Origin of the sequence: Nonlabens sp. SY33080, from assembly GCF_011784885.1 — a bacterium.
Lineage (GTDB): Bacteria > Bacteroidota > Bacteroidia > Flavobacteriales > Flavobacteriaceae > Nonlabens > Nonlabens tegetincola.
In genome coordinates, this window is sequence record NZ_CP050461.1 from 477,987 (window position 1) to 503,701 (window position 25,715).

General features: G+C 34.7%; 27 protein-coding genes. 10 read left to right on the forward strand and 17 right to left on the reverse strand.

All coding sequences use genetic code 11. The features are described 5' to 3' along the window. The first annotated feature begins 50 nt into the window (after positions 1–50). Positions 51–983, forward strand: coding sequence for a LysR substrate-binding domain-containing protein (locus tag HCN53_RS02135; protein ID WP_105018838.1), 933 nt, complete (start codon positions 51–53; stop codon positions 981–983). Positions 984–1,058: 75 nt separating this feature from the next. On the opposite strand, the gene HCN53_RS02140 is transcribed toward HCN53_RS02135, so the two are convergent. From HCN53_RS02140 to holA, 3 genes are all read right to left on the reverse strand, one after another. Next, positions 1,059–1,256: a hypothetical protein gene (locus tag HCN53_RS02140; RefSeq protein ID WP_042278618.1), complete on the reverse strand. Its 198-nt coding sequence runs from the start codon at positions 1,254–1,256 to the stop codon at positions 1,059–1,061. Positions 1,257–1,442: 186 nt separating this feature from the next. Further along, positions 1,443–2,441 (reverse strand): 1,4-dihydroxy-2-naphthoate octaprenyltransferase, encoded by a 999-nt coding sequence (gene menA, locus HCN53_RS02145; RefSeq protein WP_167341865.1) that lies wholly within the window; start codon positions 2,439–2,441, stop codon positions 1,443–1,445. Further along, positions 2,438–3,445, reverse strand: a complete 1,008-nt coding sequence (holA, locus tag HCN53_RS02150) for a DNA polymerase III subunit delta (RefSeq protein ID WP_167341866.1) — start codon at positions 3,443–3,445, stop codon at positions 2,438–2,440. The genes menA and holA overlap by 4 nt, the downstream gene beginning before the upstream one ends. Before the next feature lie 34 nt (positions 3,446–3,479). Between holA and HCN53_RS02155 the strand changes: the two genes are divergently transcribed. The 3 genes from HCN53_RS02155 to HCN53_RS02165 all read left to right on the forward strand — a co-directional run bounded on the left by HCN53_RS02155 (position 3,480) and on the right by HCN53_RS02165 (position 5,882). Next, the gene (locus tag HCN53_RS02155; protein ID WP_167341867.1) at positions 3,480–3,926 is read left to right on the forward strand and encodes a type I restriction enzyme HsdR N-terminal domain-containing protein; all 447 of its coding nucleotides are present in this window, start codon (positions 3,480–3,482) and stop codon (positions 3,924–3,926) included. Then, positions 3,923–4,930, forward strand: a complete 1,008-nt coding sequence (locus tag HCN53_RS02160) for a glycosyltransferase family 2 protein (RefSeq protein WP_167341868.1) — start codon at positions 3,923–3,925, stop codon at positions 4,928–4,930. The genes HCN53_RS02155 and HCN53_RS02160 overlap by 4 nt, the downstream gene beginning before the upstream one ends. Before the next feature lie 79 nt (positions 4,931–5,009). Then, entirely contained in the window at positions 5,010–5,882 is an 873-nt protein-coding gene (locus HCN53_RS02165) for a flagellar motor protein MotB (RefSeq protein ID WP_105018843.1), read from the forward strand. Between the two features lie 46 nt (positions 5,883–5,928). Here HCN53_RS02165 and HCN53_RS02170 read toward each other — a convergent pair whose 3' ends face one another. Beyond that, positions 5,929–6,621, reverse strand: coding sequence for an NUDIX hydrolase (locus tag HCN53_RS02170; protein ID WP_167341869.1), 693 nt, complete (start codon positions 6,619–6,621; stop codon positions 5,929–5,931). Between HCN53_RS02170 and HCN53_RS02175 the strand changes: the two genes are divergently transcribed. After that, a complete protein-coding gene (locus HCN53_RS02175; protein WP_167341870.1) occupies positions 6,612–7,352 on the forward strand; it encodes a peptidylprolyl isomerase in 741 nt (246 codons plus the stop codon). The two genes, HCN53_RS02170 and HCN53_RS02175, sit on opposite strands and share 10 nt — an antisense overlap. 86 nt (positions 7,353–7,438) lie before the next feature. On the opposite strand, the gene rplS is transcribed toward HCN53_RS02175, so the two are convergent. From rplS to trmD, 3 genes are all read right to left on the reverse strand, one after another. Next, complete coding sequence (gene rplS, locus HCN53_RS02180) at positions 7,439–7,792, reverse strand: 50S ribosomal protein L19 (protein ID WP_042278627.1); 354 nt, start codon at positions 7,790–7,792, stop codon at positions 7,439–7,441. Between the two features lie 121 nt (positions 7,793–7,913). Then, positions 7,914–8,276, reverse strand: a complete 363-nt coding sequence (locus HCN53_RS02185) for a T9SS type A sorting domain-containing protein (RefSeq protein ID WP_105018846.1) — start codon at positions 8,274–8,276, stop codon at positions 7,914–7,916. Between the two features lie 59 nt (positions 8,277–8,335). After that, complete coding sequence (trmD, locus tag HCN53_RS02190; RefSeq protein ID WP_167341871.1) at positions 8,336–9,016, reverse strand: tRNA (guanosine(37)-N1)-methyltransferase TrmD; 681 nt, start codon at positions 9,014–9,016, stop codon at positions 8,336–8,338. Between the two features lie 104 nt (positions 9,017–9,120). Here trmD and mtaB point away from each other — a divergent pair, with 104 nt between their 5' ends. Genes mtaB through cmk form a run of 3 tightly spaced genes read left to right on the forward strand, consistent with a single transcriptional unit; the run spans position 9,121 to position 12,206 of the window. Next, entirely contained in the window at positions 9,121–10,443 is a 1,323-nt protein-coding gene (gene mtaB, locus HCN53_RS02195) for a tRNA (N(6)-L-threonylcarbamoyladenosine(37)-C(2))-methylthiotransferase MtaB (RefSeq protein ID WP_167341872.1), read from the forward strand. A gap of 57 nt (positions 10,444–10,500) precedes the next feature. Further along, a complete protein-coding gene (gene porQ / locus HCN53_RS02200; protein ID WP_042278630.1) occupies positions 10,501–11,514 on the forward strand; it encodes a type IX secretion system protein PorQ in 1,014 nt (337 codons plus the stop codon). Then, positions 11,514–12,206 carry a (d)CMP kinase gene (gene cmk, locus HCN53_RS02205; protein WP_167341873.1) on the forward strand — a complete coding sequence of 231 codons (693 nt, stop codon included), beginning with the start codon at positions 11,514–11,516 and terminating at the stop codon, positions 12,204–12,206. The genes porQ and cmk overlap by 1 nt, the downstream gene beginning before the upstream one ends. On the opposite strand, the gene HCN53_RS02210 is transcribed toward cmk, so the two are convergent. Genes HCN53_RS02210 through HCN53_RS02220 form a run of 3 tightly spaced genes read right to left on the reverse strand, consistent with a single transcriptional unit; the run spans position 12,203 to position 14,656 of the window. Then, positions 12,203–13,468, reverse strand: coding sequence for a hypothetical protein (locus HCN53_RS02210; protein WP_167341874.1), 1,266 nt, complete (start codon positions 13,466–13,468; stop codon positions 12,203–12,205). The genes cmk and HCN53_RS02210 overlap by 4 nt on opposite strands. Positions 13,469–13,471: 3 nt before the next feature. Beyond that, positions 13,472–13,933 carry a DUF1801 domain-containing protein gene (locus tag HCN53_RS02215; RefSeq protein ID WP_167341875.1) on the reverse strand — a complete coding sequence of 154 codons (462 nt, stop codon included), beginning with the start codon at positions 13,931–13,933 and terminating at the stop codon, positions 13,472–13,474. Positions 13,934–13,942: 9 nt separating this feature from the next. After that, the gene (locus HCN53_RS02220; protein WP_167341876.1) at positions 13,943–14,656 is read right to left on the reverse strand and encodes an outer membrane beta-barrel protein; all 714 of its coding nucleotides are present in this window, start codon (positions 14,654–14,656) and stop codon (positions 13,943–13,945) included. An 80-nt stretch (positions 14,657–14,736) separates the two neighbouring features. Between HCN53_RS02220 and HCN53_RS02225 the strand changes: the two genes are divergently transcribed. Then, a complete protein-coding gene (locus HCN53_RS02225; protein WP_060522635.1) occupies positions 14,737–15,024 on the forward strand; it encodes a 4a-hydroxytetrahydrobiopterin dehydratase in 288 nt (95 codons plus the stop codon). 46 nt (positions 15,025–15,070) lie between these two features. Beyond that, the gene (locus HCN53_RS02230) at positions 15,071–15,988 is read left to right on the forward strand and encodes a hypothetical protein (RefSeq protein ID WP_167341877.1); all 918 of its coding nucleotides are present in this window, start codon (positions 15,071–15,073) and stop codon (positions 15,986–15,988) included. 2 nt (positions 15,989–15,990) lie between these two features. On the opposite strand, the gene HCN53_RS02235 is transcribed toward HCN53_RS02230, so the two are convergent. From HCN53_RS02235 to HCN53_RS02265, 7 genes are all read right to left on the reverse strand, one after another. Beyond that, on the reverse strand, positions 15,991–16,314 hold the full coding sequence (locus tag HCN53_RS02235; protein WP_042278637.1) for a translation initiation factor: 324 nt from the start codon (positions 16,312–16,314) through the stop codon (positions 15,991–15,993). A gap of 2 nt (positions 16,315–16,316) precedes the next feature. Next, complete coding sequence (locus tag HCN53_RS02240; protein WP_060522631.1) at positions 16,317–16,868, reverse strand: mechanosensitive ion channel family protein; 552 nt, start codon at positions 16,866–16,868, stop codon at positions 16,317–16,319. Beyond that, positions 16,865–17,776 carry a septum formation inhibitor Maf gene (locus HCN53_RS02245; RefSeq protein WP_167341878.1) on the reverse strand — a complete coding sequence of 304 codons (912 nt, stop codon included), beginning with the start codon at positions 17,774–17,776 and terminating at the stop codon, positions 16,865–16,867. Before HCN53_RS02245 ends, HCN53_RS02240 begins: the two co-directional genes overlap by 4 nt. A 74-nt stretch (positions 17,777–17,850) precedes the next feature. Then, entirely contained in the window at positions 17,851–19,359 is a 1,509-nt protein-coding gene (locus HCN53_RS02250) for a hypothetical protein (RefSeq protein WP_167341879.1), read from the reverse strand. A 142-nt stretch (positions 19,360–19,501) separates the two neighbouring features. After that, a complete protein-coding gene (uvrB, locus tag HCN53_RS02255) occupies positions 19,502–21,499 on the reverse strand; it encodes an excinuclease ABC subunit UvrB (RefSeq protein ID WP_085774585.1) in 1,998 nt (665 codons plus the stop codon). Between the two features lie 72 nt (positions 21,500–21,571). Continuing rightward, positions 21,572–24,532: a T9SS type B sorting domain-containing protein gene (locus tag HCN53_RS02260; protein ID WP_167341880.1), complete on the reverse strand. Its 2,961-nt coding sequence runs from the start codon at positions 24,530–24,532 to the stop codon at positions 21,572–21,574. A 75-nt stretch (positions 24,533–24,607) separates the two neighbouring features. After that, on the reverse strand, positions 24,608–25,669 hold the full coding sequence (locus HCN53_RS02265; RefSeq protein WP_167341881.1) for a branched-chain amino acid aminotransferase: 1,062 nt from the start codon (positions 25,667–25,669) through the stop codon (positions 24,608–24,610). Between the last annotated feature and the right edge of the window lie 46 nt (positions 25,670–25,715).

Consider the following 25,715-nt stretch of genomic DNA (forward strand, 5'->3'; position numbering starts at 1 on the left):
AGCATCGATAATATATATAATAAGCATTATTTTTGTAGAAAATATCTATCATGACAATTACCCAGTTAAAATACGTTCTAGCTGTTGCTCAATATCAAAATTTCACCAAAGCTGCAGAGAAAGTATTTGTGACCCAGCCTACTTTGAGTATGCAAATTCAAAAACTTGAAGAGGAGCTAGATGTCCAAATTTTTGATAGGTCCAAAAAGCCAATTGAACTTACTGAAACAGGGAAGAAAATTGTGAATCAAGCTCGCAATATTGTGAATGAAAGTGATCGTATTCAAGATATTGTAGATCAGGAAAAAGGCTTTATAGGTGGTGAATTCAAATTAGGCGTTATTCCTACTGTAATGCCTACTTTATTACCTATGTTCTTGACTAATTTCATTAATAAATATCCAAAGGTCAAATTAATTATTGAAGAACTTACCACCGATAGTATTATCGATAGTTTACAAGATGGAACAATTGATGCAGCTATAGCCGCTACACCTTTAAACCATGAGTTAATTAAGGAGCGAGTTTTATACTATGAACCTTTCGTTGTTTACGATCCAAGAAAAGCAGCTACCACTTCAGGTAAGATTAAAGTTGACGATATTAATGTAGATGAGCTATTGTTGCTAGAAGATGGTCATTGTTTTAAAGACAGTGTCCTTAATCTATGTAAGGGAAGTAGAGATACAGATGACGATAGATTTATGCTCGAGAGTGGTAGTTTTGAAACGCTTACAAAATTAGCCGATGAAGGTTTAGGGATGACTTTATTACCTTATTTAAACACGTTGGATTTAAACGAACGTAAACAAAACAATTTGATTCATTTTGAAGAACCTTCACCTGCAAGAGAAGTAAGTTTAATATATCATCGCAGTGAACTTAAACTGCAAATTATAGAGGCCTTGCAAAAGGTAATAGCAGGAGTTATTAAGGGAGCTATAGCTTTTCAAAACGTTCAAATCATAAGTCCAAAAGCATAAGCTTTATAATATAGTATCAATATAAAAAGCGACCTACAAGAGGTCGCTTTTTTCGTTTTAAAAATTAATAGAAAGCTATTTTGGTAATAGCGGAATGCAAGTTTTAAGCTCTGGATTTGAAGCAAAAAGCTCATCTAACCAGATTTTGAGTTCAGTAAGTTCAAAAGGTAATAAGCGTTCTACGGCCTTTTCTAATTCCTTACAGAAAAGTGCTGGACTGAAAGAAACTTTCACTAGCACTGTTTTAGTGTACTCAAACATTGCTCTAGCCATATTAAATAGGGTTTTTAGGTTAAAGTAATATTTTTCTATAAGCTGTTATTTAGTGTCATTAAAAATAATAAAAAACTAAATGTAATAAAATAGTTTAGGTTAAAATTAAAGATCTTTATTAACAATGTATGATTTTTATGAAATTAATGATCTTAATCTCAATAAATTATCAATATGTTAAATAAATCAAAAAACTAAAACCTGGCTTGTAAAGCTTAAAACGGAAATCAAGAAGGTAGAGAGTGCTACTTTTTTTAATTCTGGATCTAATGAAATAGGTTCCTCGGTATTGTGTACTCTTATGATGTGGCTAATCAAAGGAATAACCCCAAAAAGAGGAATAAGTAGTAGGTAGGAAGTAATTTCATCAAAATAACTAAGTTGTGTAAACTGTAACAAAAGATGACAGACAAGCATTAATAAAGCAATAACTACAATGAAGAGATGTAATTTCTTGGCTCTCTCAAAACCAATTTTTACTACTAGTGTGTTCTTACCAACCTTGCTATCGCTTATCACATCCCTCATATTATTTAGATTGAGAACGGCAACACTCAATAAACCTATAAGTGTTGACGGAATAATGTTTATCATATATACTTCCTTGGTAATCAAATAATACATTCCCATAACGCTTACAGGTCCAAAAAAGATAAAAACAAATACATCGCCAAGTCCCTTGTAACCGTAGGCATTGTCACCTACAGTATACTTTATAGCTGCCCAAATTGCAATGATGGCTAGAAACAGAAATACCGATGCAATTAAAACCTCATCAAAACTTAGACTCATAGCTATTAATGCTATAGCGCTTATTAGAGATATGGTAGCCGTAAGAATAATCGCTATTTTCATTTGCTTTGCAGTGATTGCTCCGCTTTGTATAGCCCTTTCAGGACCTATTCGATCCTCATTATCAGTACCTTTAACACCATCTCCATAATCATTGGCAAAATTAGATAATACTTGAAAGCCTAAAGTCGTGATTATTCCAAGTAGGGTAATGAACCAAAATTGATTAGAAATACTGAAATCCATATCAGTAAATATGGTAACCCTTTCCTTATTTAAATTTATTGAGAATAGGGCGCAGGAGCATCCCATTAAAATACCACTTATGCTTAAAGGTAGGGTGCGCAACCTAGCTGCACTTATCCAAGATTTAATTTTACTCTTCTTACTCATCGTGACATAATATTTACAATAAGCTCCTTAAGAATATCATTTTGTGATAGTTGGTGACTGCCTACACCTTTAGATTGCATATCTGCTTTACGAATTAGTTTTATGGCTCTACTGCAATATTTCATAGGAAAATTACGAGCAGCAGTTATTATTTCATTTGCAAAATACGGATTAACACCAGCTGCTCGAGCAACATTTGCAGGATTTTTATCGGATAACGCGTGTACTTTTAATAATTGAGTATAAAATGAATACAATTGACCTATGGTGAGTACGATAGGATGATCCTTTGGGTTTTCACCGAAGTAATTAATAATGCGATGTACCTTTACGATATCGCGATTTCCTATAGCCTTTCGTAATTCAAAATTGTTGTAATCCTTAGAGATTCCAATGTTGTCCTCAATGACCTGTGGTGTTATAGGTTGATCCTTGGGATGAACAATTTCTAATTTGCCTAATTCATTATTAATTTTACTTAAATCCGTTCCTAAATATTCCACAAGCATTTGTGTGGCTTTAGGATCTATACGATAACCTTTAGATTTTAGTATATCGTTTATAAAAGCAGGTACTTTATTTTCATATAGCGGTTTGCTTTCTAAATAAACACTATGCTTTTTAAGCAATTTACCTGCTTTTGAGCGACCATCTGGAGTCTTATATTTATAGGCAAAACATAAAATTGTAGTTTGCTGCGGTTGCTCTAGATAGCTCGTTAACTGATCAAGTTGTTTTGATAAATGCTGTGCTTCCTTCACTATGACCACTTGATAATCTGCCATCATCGGGAATCGTTTTGCATTTTCCAGGACCGCGGCCATATTTGTTTCCTTTCCGTAAAGAATAACTTGGTTAAAACCTTTCTCTGATTCATCCAGTACATTATTTTCTATATAATTAGAAACTAGATCTATAAAATAGGACTCCTCGCCACACAAAAAATAGACAGGTTGATATTTTTTCTGTTTAAGATCAGATAGGATTTTTAAGGCATCACTCATGTAATGGCACGTAGGGTTTTTGTATTATTGCTTTATGATTCCACTGCATTTACCAGCCGGAAAATTTAGAGTCAAAAGTACTGAAAAAGGGCGCTTGATTTTTGACCAGGTTAGAAAAAAATTTATTGTACTCACTCCAGAGGAATGGGTAAGGCAACATGTGGTGGAGTTTTTGCTTTCGCGAAAGCGTATACCCTTAAATCTTCTTACAGTAGAAAAACAAATAAGTGTATCGGGTACAGTCAAGCGGTATGATATCGTTTCCTATAATAAGGATGGAAGCGTTCACCTAGTCGTAGAGTGTAAAGCACCTGATGTTAAAATCACCCAAGAAACCTTTGACCAAATCGCGAGATATAATAAAGAATTACAATCGGAGTATTTGATGGTTACAAATGGATTAGATCATTATTTTTGTACCATGGATTATGAAACAAGAGGTTATACATTTATCCCGGATATTCCAGAATATTCTTTATGAAAATTGCCATAGCTATACTTAATTGGAATGGTTTGTCTTTACTAAAGGAATATTTACCCGAGGTAGTAAAGTACAGCAATGAACATCCCATTTACATAATTGATAATGCATCAACTGATGATTCTGTTCAATGGATCAAGAGTCATTATGTAAATAAAGTCGAGATTATTATTCTGGATCAAAACTTTGGTTATTCAGGTGGTTACAACCGTGGTATTGACAAGATAAAAGAAGAGTGGATTTGTTTACTAAATAGTGATGTTAGAGTCACCGAGAACTGGTTGGAACCTATCACAAATGCCATAGAAAAATATCCAAAACTTGCGGCCTGTCAACCGAAGATTTTAGATGATAAACAAAAGGAACTTTTTGAATATGCAGGCGCAGCAGGTGGATTCTTGGATCGTTTCGGTTACCCATATTGTCGCGGACGTGTTTTTGATACTATAGAGCAAGATTACGGACAATATGATACGGTAGTAGATGTTGACTGGGCTAGTGGAGCTTGTTTATTTGTGAATAAAAGGGTGTTTACTGCCGCTGGTAGGTTAGATGAAGATTTCTTTGCCCATCAAGAAGAGATTGATTTGTGCTGGAGAATAAAACTTCTAGATAAAGAAATTAAGGCTATTCCATCAAGTCAGGTCTATCATAAAGGTGGTGCGACACTAAGCTATACCAATCCTAAAAAAACCTATTTGAACTTTAGAAATAGTTTGTTTGTTCAAGTAAAAAACAATCATCATTCATTATGGCTGCTACATTTATTTATAAGAATGGTACTAGATGGTCTAGCAGCTTTTAAATTATGGAGCGATTACGGATTTACTTTTTTTGTTGCTGTTTTAAAGGCTCATAAAGATTTCTATTTATCTCTCGGAAAGTTTGTAAATAAACGTAAAGCGATTAAGAAACAATCGGTTGTTGAAAATGTTTCTTTAACTTCATTCTCTGTAGTTTTAAAGTATTACTTCTGGAAGAAAACGCGTTATCAAGATTTATAGAAGATTTTTGATAATCTAGTGTTAATAGCGCATGATTGTGTTTTGACTTTTATATTTTTGATCAAAATTTATAATAAAGATGAAGAAAATAGCAGTATTATTATTAAGTGGGATTGTGCTTGCTAGTTGTGCTTCTAAAAAAGAATTGGAAGCCGCACTAGCTAAACAACAAGAGACTAAAGAATTACTAGATACAGCAACCGTGAAGCTCAACGCATGTGAATCGGATTTAAAAGCAGCAAAAGCTAGTATCGACTCTAAAAACGATCAAATTTCTACCTTAAAGAATACTAATGCAGCTCTTATGGATAATAACGGTGAATTAGTTACTCTTTCTACACAGGGTAGTCGTAACCTAGAGCGTAGCTTAGAAAGCATTCGTGAAAAAGATTTACAAATTAAATCTCTAAATGATGCTATCAGTAAGAAAGACAGTGTAACTATTGCCTTAGTAACTAGTTTAAAGAGTTCATTAGGTAACTTAAACGACCAAGATATCGAGGTTAATGTAGAGAAAGGCGTAGTTTATATTTCGATCAGTGATAAACTCTTATTTAAGAGTGGTCAGGCACAAGTACAGCAAGAGGCAAAAAGAGTATTAGGCAAAGTGGCAACTGTTGTAAATGATAAACCTGAAATTGACATAATGATTGAAGGTCATACAGATAATAAGCCTATTGCAAGCGCCAATTTTAAAGACAATTGGGAGTTAAGTACCGCAAGAGCTCTTGCTGTAACTAGAGTATTACAAGAAGAGTTTAGTGTGGATCCTAAACGTATGACAGCTGCTGGTCGTAGTTATTACATGCCTGTTGCTTCAAATGATACGGCTGAAGGACGTGCCAAAAACAGAAGAACTAGAATAGTTGTATTACCTAAACTTGATCAATTCTTTAACATGATTGAAGAAGGTATGGAACAAGCTAAAATAGATGCGAAGAAGCAAAATTAATCTTGTTTATACAGAAATGAAAAGCTCCAATTAATTGGAGCTTTTTTTATTTGTTTACAATCTGCCTCATCAATACTTTATATTCTGAAAGCATCATGGCAGTTGCTCCCCAAACGATATTTCCTTGTAAGCGATAGCAGGGCACACTAACTTCTGTCATATAACTAGTTGATAATACCACTCTATCCGAATCAGAAGTTTCTAGAAATTCACTCAAAGGGACCTCAATTATTGATTTAACTTCTTCAATTTGAGGTGTGAAGGATAAAAAATTATTTGTATCAAGTTCTTTTTTACCATTAAAATCAAGCTGTTTATGGGGATAGTACGCCAAATAATTATACACAAGATAATTGCTAGGTGGAATATACAAGGGTGTGCCTTCGATGATTATTTCTTGAAATTCATAAGGTACGCCAACCTCTTCAAAGGTTTCTCTCAAAGCAGTATCTTCAAAACCGTTATCATCCGGTTCTGTTTTTCCTCCAGGAAAGGCAATTTGTCCACTATGTTTACCTTTGCTTTTTTGCCTTTCAATGAGAACAAAATGAGCCTCGTTGTTTTTAGGATATACATACATCATTACAGCAGCCTTTTTAGGTGTATTTTTTTCTAAGCCTACTGACTGTAATTCTTCTAATCTTTCCAATGCAGCCATTTTAAGCTGACTTTCTGCCCCTGGAGCTTCAAGATTTTTTAATTTTGGTACCCATTGCAAAAATTGCTCGTATGAAATCATTATACTGTATTTGTCTAATTGTCTTTTTTTACTCATGTAAAGATACACCTGTAACTCTTAATGAGGTTGATACTCCTAGTAAGGAATCAAATGCAGGAAAATGGATAACTAAGGAAGAAAAAGAAGAACGACGTTTAGAGAAAATTTATACACGTGCAGTAAGCGCCAAAGGAGATACGCTTTTACATTACATACCTCAGGATAGTGTGTCATTATTTTTTAAGCGATATGGAAAAAAGAATCCTGAAACTCGTGTTCTTCTCTCGACAAAATATGGTGATGTAACCTTTGAATTATTTAAAGAAACTGAACTTTATAGATCAAGTTTCATTTACTTGATCAAGAATGGATACTTTAATCAAACAGTTTTTCATCGAGTAGTAGATGATTTTATTGTACAAGGTGGTAATAGCGATGATTCATACCCATCAATGATGCGCAATAGTTCGGGAAATTACCAATTACCACCTCATTTTTTAGACAACGTAAAACATGAACGCGGTACTTTAAGTATGGCAAAATCATGGGATAATAATCCAGACAACTGGCACAATGCTTTTGACTTCTTTATTACGTTGAAAAAGGCAGAACATTTAGATGGAGAGCACACCATTTTTGGTAGAGTAGTGGAAGGTATGGAAGTATTGGAACGTATCTCTCAAATTCCTACAGATTCTAGAGACTGGCCAGAAGAAGATGTTTATATGACTTTTAAAGTTTTAAAAGAATAATTAAATCCAATAATTGAGATTTGGATCATTTTATATCAAAAAAAAAGCTGTCCGTTTGGACAGCTTTTTTTTTGATATAATGAAAATTACTTTCTTTGAGCTTCTTTGATACGAGCTTTCTTTCCAGTAAGTTCTCTAAAGTAGAAGATACGTTTTCTACGTACTTTACCTCTTTTATTGATTTCGATTTTCTGAATAGCTGGAAGGTTGATAGGGAAAATTCTTTCTACACCTATACCACCACTCATTTTTCTAATTGTAAAAGTTTTAGTTGCTCCAGTACCTCTTAATTGTAGTACAACACCACGGAAAAACTGAGTACGGCTTTTTTCACCTTCTTTAATCTCATAATAAACTGTGATAGTATCACCAGCTGAGAATTTTGGTAAATCTTTTGTTGAAATAAATTCGTCTTGTACGAACTTTACTAAATCTGACATTTTTATAGACTTATTATATTTAATTAAAACAACATACACGAACCTCGTCAGAGGTTGATTTAACGAGCTGCAAAAATAAACACTTATTTAAAAGTGTACAATAAATAAAATAAAAAAAACTTTATTGAATGATAAGTTTCTTAACGTGACTATTTCCTTCCGTATTAACTCTAAGGAAATAAATACCAGCGCTTAATTTTGAAACATCAAAGGACATTACACCCGATTTGATTTTACTATTTGTTCGATAGACTTCTTTTCCTAGCGAATTAATGATACTTAATTGTAGGCTGCTGGAGTTTGTATTATTCAATGAGAACTTTAAAGTTCCGTTCTTTACTGGATTGGAAAGTAAAATTAGATTTTCGTTTCCTATCTGATTGTAAGAATAAGTCGATACAGGAGAGGTAGGTACTATTACAGAAGCCTTCACTGTAAAGCACAAACCAAGTACTAGGGTAAAAGAGAGTAATAGTTTCTTCATTTTATACAATTTCAAAATAAAGATACAATTATTTTGCCAAACTGTGACGTTAATTTAAGTTAATCGTTTTTTAATAAATCAGGGCGACGTTCTTCCGTGCGTTTAAACGCTTGTTCTTCTCGCCATTTATCTATGGCTTGAAAATTTCCGCTTAGTAATATTCCAGGTACTTGTTGACCTTTATAATTAGCAGGACGCGTGTATACCGGTGGCGCAAGTAAGTCGTCTTGAAAACTATCGGTAAGTGCACTTGTTTCATTTGATAGGACACCAGGAATTAAACGTATTACTGCATCACATAATACAGCAGCTCCTAGTTCACCACCAGAGAGTACGTAATCACCTATGGAAATTTCTTTGGTAACAAACATATCTCTTACACGTTGATCGACACCTTTATAATGACCACATAAAATGATAATGTTTTCTTGAAGTGAAATAGTATTTGCTATTCCTTGATTCAAAGTCTCTCCATCTGGCGTCATGTAAATGATTTCATCATAATCACGTTCTTTTTTGAGATCCGAAATTATGTGATCTATAGGCTCGATCATCATCACCATGCCAGCGCCACCACCATATTGATAATCATCAATTTGATTGTATTTATTAAGACCGTACTTTCTCAAATCGTGTAGATGTACCTCAACAAGACCTTTTTCCACAGCACGTTTTAAAATACTGGCTTCAAATGGACTAGTTATTAATTCTGGTAAAACGGTGATTATATCTATGCGCACTATTCTTATTTTCTTGCAAAAATACTAAGAATAAGCTGTTATAGGATTCTGCTTTTCAACTCATTCCTTTCAATTATCTTTGCAGCCTATTTAGGAAAAGGAATATGGAGGTAGCAACAGCTGCAAAATCAGTCGCATTTTACACATTAGGGTGTAAGCTTAATTTTAGTGAAACCAGTACCATTGCACGCAGTTTTAAAGACGAAGGCTTTGATAGAGTGGATTTCAATGAAAAAGCAGATATTTATGTAATCAATACATGTAGTGTTACAGAAAATGCCGATAAACGATTTAAGTCCATTGTAAGAAAAGCACAACAGCACAATGAAGATGCTTTTGTAATTGCGGTAGGTTGTTATGCACAATTAAAACCTGCAGAACTGGCAGCCGTTGATGGTGTAGACCTAGTTCTTGGAGCTACTGAAAAGTTTAAGGTAACAGATTATCTTAATCAACTGTCTAAAGAAGAACCAGCGCAAATTCATTCCTGTGAAATAGACGATGCCGATTTTTATGTAGGATCCTATTCTATAGGTGATCGCACACGAGCTTTTCTCAAAGTACAGGACGGTTGTGATTATAAATGTACCTATTGCACCATACCACTGGCACGCGGTATTTCTAGAAGTGATACTCTTGAAAATGTAATGAATAACGCTAGAGAGATTAGCAATAAAGGTATCAAGGAAATTGTCCTCACCGGTGTAAATATAGGCGACTACGGAAAAGGTGAATTTGGTAATAAAAGACATGAGCATACTTTTCTAGACCTTGTACATGCTCTAGACACGGTGAACGGTATAGAAAGATTACGTATCTCTAGTATCGAACCTAATCTACTTAAAAATGAAACTATTGAGTTCGTTAGCCGTGCAAACGCCTTTGTGCCGCATTTTCACATTCCCTTACAATCAGGTAACAATGAATTGCTAGGTAAAATGCGTCGCCGTTATAATAGAGAATTATATGTTGATCGGGTTACTAAAATTAAAGAGGTGATGCCTGATTGCTGTATAGGTGTAGATGTTATCGTGGGATTTCCTGGTGAAACAGATGAACACTTTCTAGATACATATCAATTTTTATCAGAACTGGACATTTCTTACCTGCATGTTTTCACATACTCAGAAAGAGATAATACACTTGCCGCAACCATGGATAGTCCTGTACCAATGAATGTGCGTAAAAAACGTAGTAAAATGCTACGAGGTTTATCGGTTAAAAAACGCAGAGCCTTCTATGAAAGTCAATTAGGTAAAGAAAAAACGGTTCTTTGGGAAGCTGAAAACAAGGAAGGTTTCATACATGGTTTTACTGAAAATTACGTAAAAGTAAAAACCTTTTGGAACCCTAATCTAGTCAATCAATTAGAGCTTGTAAGTCTAGATTACATTGATGAAGATGGCCTGGTACGCATCAAATCATAGTTCTCTTAAAATTTTTTAAACTTGCATGCGTTATTGCTACATAATTTGAAACACTTAATGAGGTATTTTTTCTGTTTGATTTTTCTTTTTTCCGCTTTCGCGAAAGCGCAAATAGGAGGAACCTCAACGTATCAATTTCTTAATCTCGTATCAGGAACTAAGCAGGCTGCTTTGGGCGGTAGAGTGCTTACCAGTGTAGATTATGATCCCACTACAGCATTTTACAATCCAGCGACTATAAATCCCAAAATGGATAATCAATTACAAGTAAATTATGCTAATTGGTTAGGTGATATTAATTATGGAACAGCCAGTTATGCTTATACTTGGGACAGGCATGTGCAAACCTTTCATGTAGGTGTAACCTATGTGAATTATGGAACATTTGCCGGTTACAATGAACAAGGGATTTCAACGGGAGATTTTAGTGGTAATGAAACAGCAATTTCTGCTGGATACAGTTACAACATACCTTGGTCCGATTTTTATGTAGGCGCAAATGTTAAATTCATTTCTTCAAAACTTGACATTTACACCTCACTAGGTGGTGCGCTTGATCTAGGGTTGCTTTATTACAATGAAGATAAAGCGATAAGAGCCGCGCTGGTAGTTAGAAATTTAGGTATACAGTTTACTCCATATAATGAATTACAAGAAGATTTACCGCTAGAGATTGCTGTAGGATTTTCAAATACCATGAAACAGTTACCGGTAAGACTTCATGTTACTTTGGAAAACTTGCAAAAATGGAATTTGGCCTTTTCAAATACCGCAAATGCTCAAACAGATCTCGATGGGAATGTGATAGAAGATGAACCTGGATTTTTTAATAATATGCTCAGGCATACCGTTTTAGGAGTAGAATTATTTCCTGAGCAAACTTTTGAAATAAGGTTGGGTTACAGTTTTAGACGCTCTGAAGAATTGCGTATTCAGGATACACGAGCATTTAGTGGATTAAGCGCTGGGTTTAGTTTAAAAATGAATAAAATGCGATTCAGTTATTCGCATGCTCGCTATAGTCTGGCAGCGCACACCAGTTTTATAGGAGTTAATATAGATTTACAATAATGGGAAGAATTATAATTGCCATAGACGGGCATTCAAGCACTGGTAAAAGCACGGCTGCTAAACAACTTGCAGAACATTTAGATTACGTTTATGTTGATACAGGTGCTATGTATCGTGCTATTGCCTTTCATGCATTATCTTCAAATCTGGTTGAAAATGGTAGTTTAGATAAACAAGCCTTAATAGCTGCATTACCTGGTCTTGCCATATCATTTAAATTAAATCCAGACACTCATAAAGCAGATGTTTATCTAAATGGAACAAACATTGAAAAAGAAATACGTACACTCGAGGTAAGTAATATTGTAAGTCCAGTTGCCGAAATAAGTGAGGTAAGAGCTAAACTTGTAGAACAACAACAAGCCATGGGCCAGGAGCGAGGTATAGTCATGGATGGTAGAGATATAGGTACTGTTGTTTTTCCCAATGCCGAGCTAAAGGTATTTATGACTGCCGCTCCAGAGGTAAGAGCAAAACGCAGGTATGACGAGCTAGTGCAACGTGGCGATCAAGTAACCTATGAAGAAATACATAAAAATGTTTTACAGCGAGATCATATTGATTCTACTCGTGAGGACAGTCCTTTAATCCAAGCAAAAGATGCTAGATTGTTAGATACTAGTGAAATGTCTAGAGAAGAGCAATTTGAATTACTTAAAAAATGGGCAATGGAGACAATTGAAGCTTCTTAATGTCTATTGTCACAACTTAAAATAATATTAGGATAGTTGCTTTCAAGGTAGTACAACTTTGGACAACCAAAAGATTCACTACTCAGGCCGTAAATAAGTGGTGGTTCATTTTTAAATAGTTTCATTGCAAATTGTGAGGAGCTTTCAAGATAATCTGTATTTAAAGGAATGAGACCAGTACTTTCTCCTTCTTGCTCAATAAATGAGTTGGTAATTTCACCGTTTTCTTTTATTACAATCACATAACGGGTTAGTAAGTTATACTTGTTTACATGATCCAGAGAGTATATTGTATAGTTGTTATAAATAGTGTAAAACAATTTAGTCTTAGGTTCATTTGAAAACTCTGATTTAAGATAAGGAAATCGTTTTGTATATAGATGTCTTAGACTTTCTGTTTCTTCTTGTGGAAACCATTTTAAGTATTTAAAATCTGTTGCAGTTTCAAATGGATTATCAATAGCTATGGTAGCAAAATCAAAATCAGTATTTGTATTTTCTGGTAATTCTAGACAAGTTTCAAAATCATAAACGTTGTATTCACCGCTACCGCTGGCATAAACGTTCACATTTGCGATAAGTTTTAAGTTTTTAATAGGATAACTTGCGACTTGACCAATAGTAATTTTGGTTACGTGTAATTGATCATATTTAGTAATGCCACCTGCCTTTAAAAAGTTATCTCTATACGCCTTGTCCCATTCAAAGTACTCTTTTGAATACGTTTTTTCTTCATCCAAAGCAGAATAAAAGTTCGAATTATAATTAGGGGCTTCACTTATATTTACATTGCCTTTGTAATTTTCATCTTCTCCATAAGGATCAATTGAAGTGACGTAGTATACTTTTCTATCTGAATAAACAGGTGAATCAGATACAAAAGCATCAACAACATATACCGTGTCTTTTTGTTTTTTAATGCCTAGCCAAGTACCTTCATAGATTTGATCATCATCAACTATCTCGTAATATTTATTGGTGTACTCAACCACTTCAATAGTTTCGTTTAGGAAAAACTTTCCTAGAACTTTACCATCAGGCTCTTCTCTGTAATTAAGACCAGATTGGGCTGAGGCATATCTTATAACGGGTTTATTTTCAATAGAATCATTAGGTTCACTTTCGGTTGTGCTGTTTACATTTACTTGTTTTATTGCTTCCTTTGATTCTTTAATTTCTATAGAATTAGAACGTTCTTTTTGATTACAGCCTACAGATGCTAAGAGAGAAAAAGTTATAAAAGTGACATACAAATTTTTCACCGATTATTTTTTTGCTAGATTCTCTTCATACACTTGAATCCATTTATCAACACTCATTTTGGATGCTAGTTCGGCTATTAGTTCAAAGGGTATGGCGTCTGGTTTTTTAAAACGCACACAGCTTTTTCCCATATCTAATTTATACTTAGAATGCTTGGGATATTCATCTACAAACCATTGATAGGTAGGTTGGTGTGCATACATTCCCATATGATATAGCGCGATGTAATTTTTTTGACTTGCTAGATTGATAAAGGGTAGAGGAGTCACCTTTTTATTTGCTCTATACCCATGTGGGTAATCTTCTAATGAGATATAAAATCCAGGCATGTTATAAAGCATTCCCTCTGTAAGTCCAGCCGGTAAATTGCATTTTAAAGTATCATATAATTTAGTAAAGGGCTCTTTACGTTCTTCTGGAATTTGGGTAATATAGTCCTGTATATTTTCAGCTTTAATGGTCATAATATCTATTTAAAAGGAATCATCTCTCATTTCTCCGTTGCTGTATTCTGGTCCTATTGCGATCTTAAGACCTACATTGAATAAAATGTTTGAGAAATTGGTTAATTTACGATCAACAGTTCCATTTCCACTAAAATAGGCTATAGGTTCTCCTAGTGTACTCATATATTGTGGAGAAAAGAAAACTTGAACGCTTCTTCTAAAGTAATAATTAAAACGCAAACCTACCTGTAGCACGGCAGCGGTCGTATTAAAGTTTTCGCTATCGGTAGCGTAATTCGTTTCTATGAGACTTGACGTTGCACTACTTTCTTGCTCATCAATAAATTGAAATCCTATTCTTGTGAATGCGTCTAATTGAAATCGATTGTTAGTAAAGCTATATTGAGGTCCTATTGCTAGAGTAAAGGCGCTCCAGTTTTCTTCATTGTTAATGGTTGTTTGTTGAGTGCTTCCGATAGGTGAGAACTCATTATAAACATATCTAGTGCTGGCAGTAAGAGCCCAGTGCTTGTCCATGTAGAAATCATATCCTGCACCTATATTTAATCCAGATACAGCAACATCTTTATAGTCTCCTGTAGGTGATGAAAGTCCGAGATCGATCACTAGATTATGTTTAGGAACCTCTCTTAAATGTACTGCATCTTTAGGTATTGAGTCATTCTGTCCTTTAGCATAAAAGGAAATAGTCAATAAAAGAGTAAGAAATAATATTCTCATAAGGTTAGGGATGAATTATTATGATAGTTTTGTGTACGCTTTCGCGAAAGCGTGATTAAATTTAAACAAAATATACAGCTATGAACAAATTAACCGAGGCACAAATTGAAGAACATTTAAAAGAAGTTGAAGGATGGGATTATTATGACGATGCTATCCATACTACTTTTGAATTTGACAATTTTATGGATTGTTTTTCTGTGATGACGCGAATTGCTATGGAAGCAGAAAAAATGGAGCATCACCCAGAATGGTACAACGTTTATAACACGCTAGAAATCACGTTGAATACACACGATGCTGGTGGTTTAACAGAAAAAGATTTTAAGCTCGCTAAAGCTATCGAGTACATTGTAGGTGATGAATAATTAGAATCATTTATATTTAAGCCGCTTTTATAAAGCGGTTTTTTTTATGAGGATTTTTATTTCATTATTATTTGTTTTTACCATTGCTACAACGACTGCTAGCGATAACCCACGTCAATATTTAAAGTTTATCGATGACCTTAATGAAGATGTTGTTGTTCAAACCTGGGAATACATGAACGCTTATACGAATGGTGGTAGTCTATTTGAACTAAAATCCAATAGGAAAAGATTAGAAAACTATTTACTGCGAGCATTAAAAAAGGTTCAAAAACGTCCTACCGCACATGAGGATTTTAAAAATCAAGCCAAAGCCTACTTTGAAGGTAATCTGGCAATCGTAAAAAAAGATTTATACGTTTTATTACGAAATAAGGAACTTAAAAAGGTTGAGGTAGATCCTTATGAATTACAATTAAATATACGTAGAGCTATTGTACAACTGCGTGTTGATTATGACAATGCCGTTCAAAACTTTGCTAGTGAACACAATTTACAACTAGAACTCAATAGGTCTGATGTGGCAATTGCGATGAATACTACAATGGCTGCCTATGATTACTATCATCATTACAACATCCAGATTAAAAAATTAATTAATCTTGAACAGCAATATTGGACCGATTTACATAATAAAAGTGGCAACCAACTTAACTCCATAGAAAATCAATTGTGCCAGGCAAATCTTGATTTAATTGAAGTGCCCGAATTACTGAATAATGATTCATCTTTAGTTACAGCTGCACAAGAATATATGAGTTATATACAAACATTGTGTGGTCAGGAATTTCAAGAAATTAAAAATTTCAAATTAATAGAAAGCACGGGCGATCGTAAAAAAATAGCTCAAGCAACTAGTGCTTATAATAAAGCTATCAAGGATGCCAATGATAAAAGAAGGAGGCAAATAACGCAATGGCAAAATAAAACAACAGCCTTTTTACAAAGACATGTAAAAATGTAAACCTATCCGCCTACTCGTTTAACCTTAAAGCCTTTGTCTTTAAGAATATCCATAATTCTATCTCTGTAATCACCTTGAATTATGATTTCATCATTTTTAAAACTACCGCCTACTCCTAGAGTTGTTTTAATTTCTTTGGCTAATATTTTGAAGTCACTAGTCGCACCATTGTAGCCTGAAATAATGGTGTTTACTTTTCCTTTTCTCTTCTCAAACTTGCAAAGTAATGGATCATCTTGTAGCCAAACATTGCTTTCTGGTGCTTTTTCTTCCTCCTTATAATCGTGATCAGGAAATAGATTTTTAAGTTGATCTTGTAAGTCCATAATTAAGTAGCTGTGGGATCGGTTTCATTTGTTATATCAAAGATAGACTCTTTTCTTTGATGTAATATAGAAACGCCTTTTTGTAATAATAAGTTATTGGGGTAAGTTATTTCCTCACCTTCACTAGTTTCTAGTAATGTATAAAATCCTTTAATATCCTTAATGGTAGCGGTTACAGGTAGATCTTTATCATGAATACGCACTCTGTCACCTATCTTATAGGGAAAAGTAAAGTAAAGTATGAAGCTAGCAGTAACATTGCTCAAAATACTCCAGTTTGCAAATAAAGCAACACCTACAACGGCAAATGCACTACCTAGTGCTACCCAAAAACCATCGTTATTAATACCCCAAACAAGTATTATACTTATCAAACACAAGGTCCAAAGTATATAACCAAAATACCTGCTTACGTATTGCTTGCGCAATTCTGATCTTGATACGCGTTCTGATATTTTTGAAGCACTCCATATAATCAATCTATGGGTGACAATCCCTAAGATAACGATGATTACAGTGATTATAAATTCCTCTTTTTTTAATAGTTCGATCATAGTTGCAAACTGTCCCTTAAGTGTGCGAATTTATTAGAGTTTTTATTCCAATAATCTGTTTTTATCGTTTTTTTAAGGCTGGCCGTACTTACCATAGGAATTTGATTATCCATGTAGCGTTCCATCCAGTTTAATATCCTGAACGGGAACTCTTTTTCAGTTTTATAAGCAATAGTTCTATTGATTTCAGGATAATTTACACTGTATAAATATCCATCTGGTAATTCTCTAAGTTTGGCTATCGCCTCCATTGGTTCGGCATCTATATGCTTAAGCCTTAAAAATTCTGCACTAGGCACGATATTAAGGGTGTCTACTGGCATTTTCAATGGTCCTAATCTCAATTGACTAGGAATTTGATTTTCAAGTAGTGCGCTCTCTATTTGGAAACTTTTATTGCCTTCACTTTGAAAATAAGAATGCAATTGAACATCATATGACGTATTGTTCTCATTGAATTGCATATAAGTATGACCGCACCATTCTTGAATTGAAGCTGCAACTTTGATAGAATTACCTTCAAAATCTAAAGGTAAAAATGTACTGCTCATCATTTTATAAGGATAAATACCGGTATTAAAATCCCTTGTTGCATTAAGTTTAAGGACTGAATAATTATCATCTTTAATACGATCAGCTTTAATTTGGTCCTTAGAATCAAACGGTTCAGTTACATAGATTAATACTGCTGTACCTTGTCTCATTTCTCCATAACGTGCTTGATTCAACTCATAACTAGAAATTTCTGCGGTACCATCAAACCAGTAAGATTTAAAATTTTCATCTAAAGAACGAGATTGTCTTTTTGATTTTGTTGGAGTACTGACTTCATCGGTAGTTGATGTTTCTTTGTCAGTTTGACAAGAGATAAGTGTTGCGACTAGTACATATAAATAAAAAAACTTCATAACCTTTTTTTCAAAGTTATGAAGTTTGCGATTAATAGGTGTTAAGCTTTCGCGAAAGCGAAACGTAAAAATAATTATTGGGATCTTATTAGAATATATACGTTCCTTAAAGCAATATTATTACTTCCTACCCAAGAATGTAATTTAATATCTTGTGCGGACAAACCTGCATTAAAAGGTTCCCAAGGGCTTGTTGCGATTGTTTCTGTATTTCCAAATCCATCATCAAAAATATTAGAATATGTCCACGCAGAACTAGAAGTTATAGGAAAATTATCAGTTGTTGTAGTAGTCGATCTTAATTGAAAGTTTGCAGTTGAAGCATTGTTGTTTCGATACCTAACCACCATTTTAATTTCTATATTTCCTAGACTGTTATATAATGTAGGCTCTAGCGCAGCGTTTGTCAAATTAATATTTTGACCAGAAGTATTGTTAATTACATAACCAGTTCCATCATGTTGCGTATATAATTGAATCGTTGAGAAAGGTCTGATAGTTGGAGAAATTGTTATTGAATTACTTACCTCGCTTACAGTTATTCCATTGCCACCTGTTATTGTGGCTGTTTCAGATCCTGTTGTGTTACTTGTTATGGTTGCTGTATTTATACCGCTATTATCAACAGTTAAAACTCCTTCATTGGTAGCACTAGCATCTGCTTCGTTTTGCCAACTAGCGTTTCCGCTTCCATCTGTGGTAAGGACTTGACCTGCGCTACCATCCACCGTAGGTAATTCATATCCATCGGTATCAGCTTCATTCCTTATGGCAAATCTATCACCTGAAAAATACCCGGAATAGGCATTACTGGATCCATCATTAATTGCCTGAGAATATATCCCGTATCTCACTCCTGTACTTGTTGAATTACCACTGACTGTTCTTATTCCATAAATAGTGCCTGCAGATGTGGATCCCGTATCGATATTGTTATTAATACCATAACTAGTAGCAGTGCTTGATGAATTTATCTCTGTAAGATTATTTAGCCCTATATGTGTACCATCTCCACTGCTGGATATTTCATTATTAATTCCTACTTTATTTCCTCTTGCAGAACTTGTGTTGTTTACGTTTATGGAATACGTATTGGAAGACAGGGCACTACTAGAATGTCTATTAGTTATGGATAATGTGATGCGATCTTCAGAAGCTAGAGCTCCTTGGTTTTCAATACTCACAACACTTGCAGGTACTCCATCGTTACCGAAGCGCGTTCTTCCTGATCTAAATATTTCTGAAGTTGTAGCGGTAGCATTAGTAGTTGTTCCACTGTCAAAAAATGCAGCAGTACCGCTGGATAAATCAGTTACGTTTTGGTAGGCACTACCATTACTAAAATAAAATCCTATTGGGTTTGAACCGTCCACAGTGTCTAAGTAAATTATGGTACCAGCAGGAGCAGCTGGTGATGGTATATTACTTACTCTAGGAACCATAATTCCATTAAATTCTCCTGGACCTAATGATGTACTTGCTTCAACTTGTAAGTCAGTTACTGGTGTTGCTGTTCCTATTCCCACTTGAGCTGTTACCGAGTAGCTGATAGCTATTAAAAATATGAGTAAAAACTGTTTCATATCTGATTTGTTAAGAGCCTTAAATTAATCAGTTTATTTCTACTATATTTTTTAGATTGACTGCTTATGGACAAAAAACGCTTTACATCTTAAAAAATAGATGTAAGGTTTAAATAATCGTTAATATATAGCTATCAGTAAGTTAAGAACTTGCTTTTTCTTGATACATCTTAAGTTGGTCTCGTAATCTAGCTGCTTCCATGAAGTCCAATTCTTTGGCAGCTTTCTCCATCGCCTTGCGTGTATCTCTTACTTTTTTGTCTAATTGCTCTTTTGATAAGTATTCAGCTTCCTCTTCAGCTGCTTGTTGAGTGAGCACTTCTTCAATGGCATAGCTAGCAGCATTTTTACGAGCAATAGTATTGTCCAATGATTTTTTGATTGCAGTTGGAGTTAGGCCATTTTCTTCGTTATAGGCAATTTGCTTGCTACGTCTATATTCCGTTTCATCAATAGTTTTTTGCATGCTATCCGTGATTTTGTCCGCATATAGGATGGCTAGACCATTTACATTACGAGCAGCACGACCAATAGTTTGTGTTAAAGATCGATTGTTTCTTAAAAACCCTTCTTTATCAGCATCAAGTATAGCAACTAATGATACTTCTGGTAAATCTAATCCTTCTCTTAATAGGTTTACACCAATCAACACATCAAATAGACCTCTTCTTAAATCGCTCATTATCTCTACACGTTCTAGCGTGTCGACATCACTGTGAATATAGCGACATCGCACACGTATACGAGTGAGATACTTTGTCAATTCTTCTGCCATTCGTTTTGTAAGAGTAGTAACCAGTACACGTTCATCACGTTCTTCTCTCAGTCGAATTTCCTCGACAAGATCATCTATTTGATTTTGACTAGGACGCACTTCGATTATTGGATCTAATAATCCCGTAGGTCTTATGATTTGCTCTACATAAATTCCTTCGGTTTTTTCAAGTTCATAATCAGCAGGTGTCGCACTTACATATAATACTTGATTTTGAAGAGCTTCAAACTCTTCAAATTTCAAAGGTCTGTTGTCCATTGCCGCTGGTAGTCTAAAACCATAATCAACTAGGTTTTCTTTTCTAGACCTATCACCACCATACATAGCGCCTACTTGCGGTACACTTACATGGCTTTCGTCAATAATCATCAAATAATCGTCTGGGAAATAATCTAGTAAACAAAAGGGTCTAGTTCCTGGTAATCGACCATCTAAATAACGACTGTAATTTTCGATACCCGAGCAATAACCTAATTCTCTGATCATTTCAAGGTCAAATTCTGTGCGTTCCTGTAAACGTTTAGCTTCAAGAGGCTTACCTATTTCTTTAAAATAGTCAACTTGTTTAACTAGATCTTCTTGAATTTGATGAATAGCATTTTGTAGTACATCAGGTGATGTCACAAACATATTAGCTGGATAAATAGTTATCTGATTGAATTTCTCTAAAACATTTCCATTTACCGGATCAAATCTCTCGATTTCTTCAATTTCATCTCCAAAAAAATGAATTCTAAACGCAGTGTCTGCATAACTAGGGAAGACATCTAGCGTATCACCTTTTACCCTGAAATTCCCACGATTAAAATCGGCAGTAGTACGAGAGTATAAACTTTGTACCAGCATTTGTAATAGCTTGGTTCTAGGAATTTCTTGATCTTGTTTTAATCTGATTACATTTTTTTGGAATTCTACGGGATTACCTATACCGTACAAACAAGATACCGATGCTACAACAATTATATCTCGCCTTCCAGATAGTAAAGATGAGGTAGTGCTCAATCGCATTTTTTCAATTTCCTCGTTGATAGATAAGTCCTTCTCAATATAAGTACCACTCGTAGGTATAAAAGCCTCAGGCTGGTAATAATCATAATAGGAAACAAAGTATTCTACAGCATTTTCAGGAAAAAAAGCTTTGAATTCTGAGTATAATTGAGCAGCGAGTGTTTTATTATGACACAAAACTAGGGTAGGGCGTTGAGTTTTTTCAACCACGTTTGCAGCAGTAAATGTTTTTCCACTTCCTGTAACACCTAGTAAGGTTTGATATCGTTCTCCTGAATTAATTCCGTCGGCCAATTTTTTAATGGCTTGTGGTTGATCTCCAGTTGGCGAAAAGTCTGATACTATTTTGAAGTCCATAATGTAAAACTAAGATTTTTATGAGTACGCTTTCGCGAAAGCGTAATTAAAATAATCCTAACAAAAATGTAATTATCTGATGAGTGAAAAATGACCTTTAAAGGAGCGTCCGTCTGCCAGTTCAACTAAGTACCAATAATCTGTACTAGGCATAGGATTGTTATTATAAGTGCCGTCCCATCCTACACCTAGTGGATCCAATTGTTTGAGCAGTTTACCGAACCGATCAAAGATGTAAATACTTGCATCTGGCTCCGTTTCAATCGCGGTTACTTGCCAGTAGTCGTGAAAACCATCTTCATTTGGAGTGAAGTAAGGTGGAGCAGCTACAATGGTTGCAGGAACTGTTAATGTATTACAGTTAGTTTGAGAGCGTACTGTAATCGTATAAAATCCAGGTAACAAATTCGTAAAAACTGGACTGTCCTGAAATATAAAATTATCTATACTGTATTGCCACGGTCCATCTCCTGTTACATCGATCTGGATGCTATTAGAACGTATTGTGAATTGCTCAATTTCTACGGATTCTAGTTGAGTGAGATCGTAATGAGCTATACTGGTTGAAATACTATCGGTACATCCATTATTATCAATTCCTGTTACCGAATAGATTCCTGGTAGAGTAGTGGTTATACTGCGAGTGGTTTCACCATTACTCCATAAATAGGAATCAAAATTGTTGCTGGCTGTTAAGGTTACTTCATCGTCTGGACAGGTTACAACTGGATCTGTTACTGTAATAACGGGTTTTTCGTTTACGACAATAGTAAATGGTTGTGTGTCTATACAGATAATTGGACCGTTGTTTGCTAATCGTATATAAATTTGTTCATTTGCCTGTGTGTTTTGATAGTTATCTGGTAACGCGTTACTATTACTCAAAGCGCTAGCTTGATCAGGATGAAAACTTACATCCCAGTTAGAAGCAGTACTACTTAGAATTTGATCACGAATAGTGGTTAAATCAAAAATTTCAATTCCATCTCTAGAGTTATCATCACAAACCTCGTAATCATTTATAAATGGTATTTGTGGTTCTTCAATAAGCTCGAAGTCAAAGGATATAATTTCAAAGCAAGAAGTGAAATCGCTATTTTCTATGCGGGCATAGAAAGGTGTATTTGTTGCATTAAGTATATGAAAATAAGGAAGCTCATTAATTCTGTTTTGAGCATCATTATTTGATGAGTAAAAACTGACGTTAAAATCTATGGGATTTTGGGATCCTAGTATCTCACTAGCGGCTTGAGTGAAATCTATTGTCTCGATTCCATCATTTCCTATATCACACGTGTATTGTATTTGAATAGGATTTGCAATTGGCGAATTAACTACGATAAATTCAAAACTTGTTATATCATAACAGCCGTTAGAGTTTAAGTTGTCTAATCTTACATAATAGATGCCTGAGGTTAATTGAGTGTTAGGCGCAATAGAGTTAAAATCTTGCTGAGCTTCAGTTAGATTGTAGTGTAATGAGATTTCAAGATTATTGGAGGTATTATTTTGAAGCACTTGTTGCGACACCAAGGAGAAGTCTATTGTAGCTAAACCATCATTTGAGAGGTCATCGCACACAATTATATCATTAATTGCACCTGCATTGGGTTGGTTCACTACAGTAATGGTATCAATTATTGTAAAAGTTTCAAGTGGCGTTGTTATTGTTAAACTTACTTGGTAATCTCCTGGGCTTACAAATGTATGGGTCGGATTTATTACAGTACTAGTGTTAGTACTGCTAGTTGTATCACCAAAATCCCACAACAATGTAGTGTTTGGACAAGTTGCCAAAGCATCTGCTGTGAATTGGGTAGGATTGCCACTACAGCCTTCTACAAAAGAAAAACGCGGTGTAAAAAAAGCATTATAAAAGGGTGGTAATCCTTCATTTACATTGGTACCAGGAGCAAGGCTGACTCCATTAAGAATAAATGCAGCACTTGCTCCTATGTTGTTAGGTTGATCAATTACGCTTAAATAGTTTTTTAAATCATTTGAATAGTAAATTTTACCATCTGGACCAATTTGCAAAGCACCTCTAGAAACATCATCGGTTGAGTCCAAAGGATCTGTTTGATATATAGTAATAGGATTTGATTGGTAATTAGGTGAAGTTGTATCGTATTGAAGTAGCGTGCGTTCACCAAATACACCATTTTGAGCTGTATTCAAATCCAAATAGAATAACCTAGAGTCTAAGCTAAACTCACCACCATAAGCCAATAGATTAGAAGGAAAACTAAGTTCGGTGGGATTAGTAACATTACCGTTAGTAGTGTCAAAATCAAAAATAAAGGCACCTGTTCCCAGATTGTTGGCAGGTGTTCCATTAGGTAAAAATTGATTCATTAAGGCTATTTTACTGCCATCAGGAGCAATTTTTAAATATCCACGTCTATCTTCAACTCTTGTGGAAGGACTGTTACTTACAATCACATTGTTATCTAATCCTTGCGGAGTTAACTTAAAAGCATAAAATGAATCAAAAATACCGGTATTAAAATTTGATTCGGCATAGGAAATTATCCACGCATCTCGACCATTACTGTGGACACTTGCGGTAACTTTTTCAGAAGAATCAGGTAACAAATTGATGTTTTTTTGAGATGGAATAACAGCTCCTAATCCATTATCTAATAGCATGTCTACAACACTATAATTTAAACCTGTAACAGGATTAAAATCACCAACAGTAAAGATGTAATAGAGGTTTTCATTCTCGGGCATTGGAATAATTATTCCAGATTGTGTACTGCTGGGGTCACCTAGTAGTCCAGAACCATTGAGCATGACTTGATGATTGCGATTCCAGATTGTTATTCCGTCTGTATAGAATAATAAATTTCCACAAGCGTCACTTATGGTTGCGCAACCTTCCGTAGTATCCAATTGCCCTAGGTCATTTGCAACAGGAGAACCACTATTGAAATCTAAACCAGCATTGGAACCAAAAAACCACCAATTAGCCTGATTTTGTGCATTAATGAAGCAAGCAAAAAAAAGTATCAAAAAAAGTAGCTTTTTCATACTTTAAAAATACGCTAATAAAAAATGCCTTCAAATTATTGAAGGCATTACATGTGTATAAGGTAAAAAGTACTTTTAAATTTTAACTCTCCACCCGTGTTTATCTTCCGTACGATTATACTGAATATCCATCAATGCGGCTTTAATATTAGTCGCATAATCGTTTTCAATTACAGGTAATTCATATTTAAAATCTTCGTGTTTGAAACCTTTAATAGGTACAATTACTGCAGCCGTACCACTTCCAAAAATTTCCTTTAATTCACCGTTTTGCGCAGCTTCTTTAATTTCTGAAACTCGTATTCTTCTTTCTTCTACTTCTATACCGTGATCTTTGGCCATTTGAATAACACTTCTTCTTGTTACTCCATTCAATATTCTATCGTTATTAGGAGCAGTCAAAAGTTTATCGCCAATGCGCACAAAGATGTTCATTGTTCCTGCTTCTTCAATGTATTCATGTGAGGCAGCATCAGTCCAAATTATTTGTTGATAACCTTCTTCCATCGCCAGGTTATTTGGGTAAAAACTGGCAGCATAATTACCTGCAGCTTTTGCATATCCTACACCACCATCTGCTGCACGTGAAAATTGATTGGCTATAATAACTCTTACTTCACCACGGTAATACGCAAAAGCAGGAGACATAACGATCATAAATTTATACTCGGTAGAAGGAGCTGCCGCTACTCCGTTTTCACTAGCTATCATAAATGGTCTTAAATACAAAGAAAGTCCTTCTCCATATTTTACCCATCCTTTATCTAAATTTACTAATGTTTTTAATCCTTCTACAAATACCTCATAAGGTACTTCAGGCATTGCAAGTCTTTTGGCACTTTCATTAAAACGTTTCCAGTTGTCTTCTGGTCTAAAAAGGAAAACATCACCAGCTTCATCTTTGTAGGCTTTCATACCTTCAAAAATGGCCTGTCCATAATGAAATACTTTACAACTAGGTTCTACTTGAATTGGTCCGTATGGTTTGATATGTGTTGTTTCCCATTTTCCATCGCGCCAGTTGCATTCAAGCATGTGGTCTGTAAAAGTTTTTCCGAAAACTAGATCATCAAAATTCGTTGATGCTAATCTAGATTCCGAAACTCTATCTATAACGATTTCGTTGGTATCGGTCATGGGTTATTTTTATTAATTTTTTGCAAAGATAACGGATAGTATCATT

Bases quoted from the DNA above. Each gene is read 5' to 3' on its own strand.
- HCN53_RS02135 (WP_105018838.1), top strand. From the start codon at position 51: ATGACAATTACCCAGTTAAAATACGTTCTAGCTGTTGCTCAATATCAA.
- HCN53_RS02140 (WP_042278618.1), bottom strand. From the start codon at position 1,256: ATGGCTAGAGCAATGTTTGAGTACACTAAAACAGTGCTAGTGAAAGTT.
- menA (WP_167341865.1), bottom strand. From the start codon at position 2,441: ATGAGTAAGAAGAGTAAAATTAAATCTTGGATAAGTGCAGCTAGGTTG.
- holA (WP_167341866.1), bottom strand. From the start codon at position 3,445: ATGAGTGATGCCTTAAAAATCCTATCTGATCTTAAACAGAAAAAATAT.
- HCN53_RS02155 (WP_167341867.1), top strand. From the start codon at position 3,480: ATGATTCCACTGCATTTACCAGCCGGAAAATTTAGAGTCAAAAGTACT.
- HCN53_RS02160 (WP_167341868.1), top strand. From the start codon at position 3,923: ATGAAAATTGCCATAGCTATACTTAATTGGAATGGTTTGTCTTTACTA.
- HCN53_RS02165 (WP_105018843.1), top strand. From the start codon at position 5,010: ATGAAGAAAATAGCAGTATTATTATTAAGTGGGATTGTGCTTGCTAGT.
- HCN53_RS02175 (WP_167341870.1), top strand. From the start codon at position 6,612: ATGAAATCATTATACTGTATTTGTCTAATTGTCTTTTTTTACTCATGT.
- HCN53_RS02170 (WP_167341869.1), bottom strand. From the start codon at position 6,621: ATGATTTCATACGAGCAATTTTTGCAATGGGTACCAAAATTAAAAAAT.
- rplS (WP_042278627.1), bottom strand. From the start codon at position 7,792: ATGTCAGATTTAGTAAAGTTCGTACAAGACGAATTTATTTCAACAAAA.
- HCN53_RS02185 (WP_105018846.1), bottom strand. From the start codon at position 8,276: ATGAAGAAACTATTACTCTCTTTTACCCTAGTACTTGGTTTGTGCTTT.
- mtaB (WP_167341872.1), top strand. From the start codon at position 9,121: ATGGAGGTAGCAACAGCTGCAAAATCAGTCGCATTTTACACATTAGGG.
- porQ (WP_042278630.1), top strand. From the start codon at position 10,501: ATGAGGTATTTTTTCTGTTTGATTTTTCTTTTTTCCGCTTTCGCGAAA.
- cmk (WP_167341873.1), top strand. From the start codon at position 11,514: ATGGGAAGAATTATAATTGCCATAGACGGGCATTCAAGCACTGGTAAA.
- HCN53_RS02215 (WP_167341875.1), bottom strand. From the start codon at position 13,933: ATGACCATTAAAGCTGAAAATATACAGGACTATATTACCCAAATTCCA.
- HCN53_RS02220 (WP_167341876.1), bottom strand. From the start codon at position 14,656: ATGAGAATATTATTTCTTACTCTTTTATTGACTATTTCCTTTTATGCT.
- HCN53_RS02225 (WP_060522635.1), top strand. From the start codon at position 14,737: ATGAACAAATTAACCGAGGCACAAATTGAAGAACATTTAAAAGAAGTT.
- HCN53_RS02230 (WP_167341877.1), top strand. From the start codon at position 15,071: ATGAGGATTTTTATTTCATTATTATTTGTTTTTACCATTGCTACAACG.
- HCN53_RS02235 (WP_042278637.1), bottom strand. From the start codon at position 16,314: ATGGACTTACAAGATCAACTTAAAAATCTATTTCCTGATCACGATTAT.
- HCN53_RS02240 (WP_060522631.1), bottom strand. From the start codon at position 16,868: ATGATCGAACTATTAAAAAAAGAGGAATTTATAATCACTGTAATCATC.
- HCN53_RS02245 (WP_167341878.1), bottom strand. From the start codon at position 17,776: ATGAAGTTTTTTTATTTATATGTACTAGTCGCAACACTTATCTCTTGT.
- HCN53_RS02250 (WP_167341879.1), bottom strand. From the start codon at position 19,359: ATGAAACAGTTTTTACTCATATTTTTAATAGCTATCAGCTACTCGGTA.
- uvrB (WP_085774585.1), bottom strand. From the start codon at position 21,499: ATGGACTTCAAAATAGTATCAGACTTTTCGCCAACTGGAGATCAACCA.
- HCN53_RS02260 (WP_167341880.1), bottom strand. From the start codon at position 24,532: ATGAAAAAGCTACTTTTTTTGATACTTTTTTTTGCTTGCTTCATTAAT.
- HCN53_RS02265 (WP_167341881.1), bottom strand. From the start codon at position 25,669: ATGACCGATACCAACGAAATCGTTATAGATAGAGTTTCGGAATCTAGA.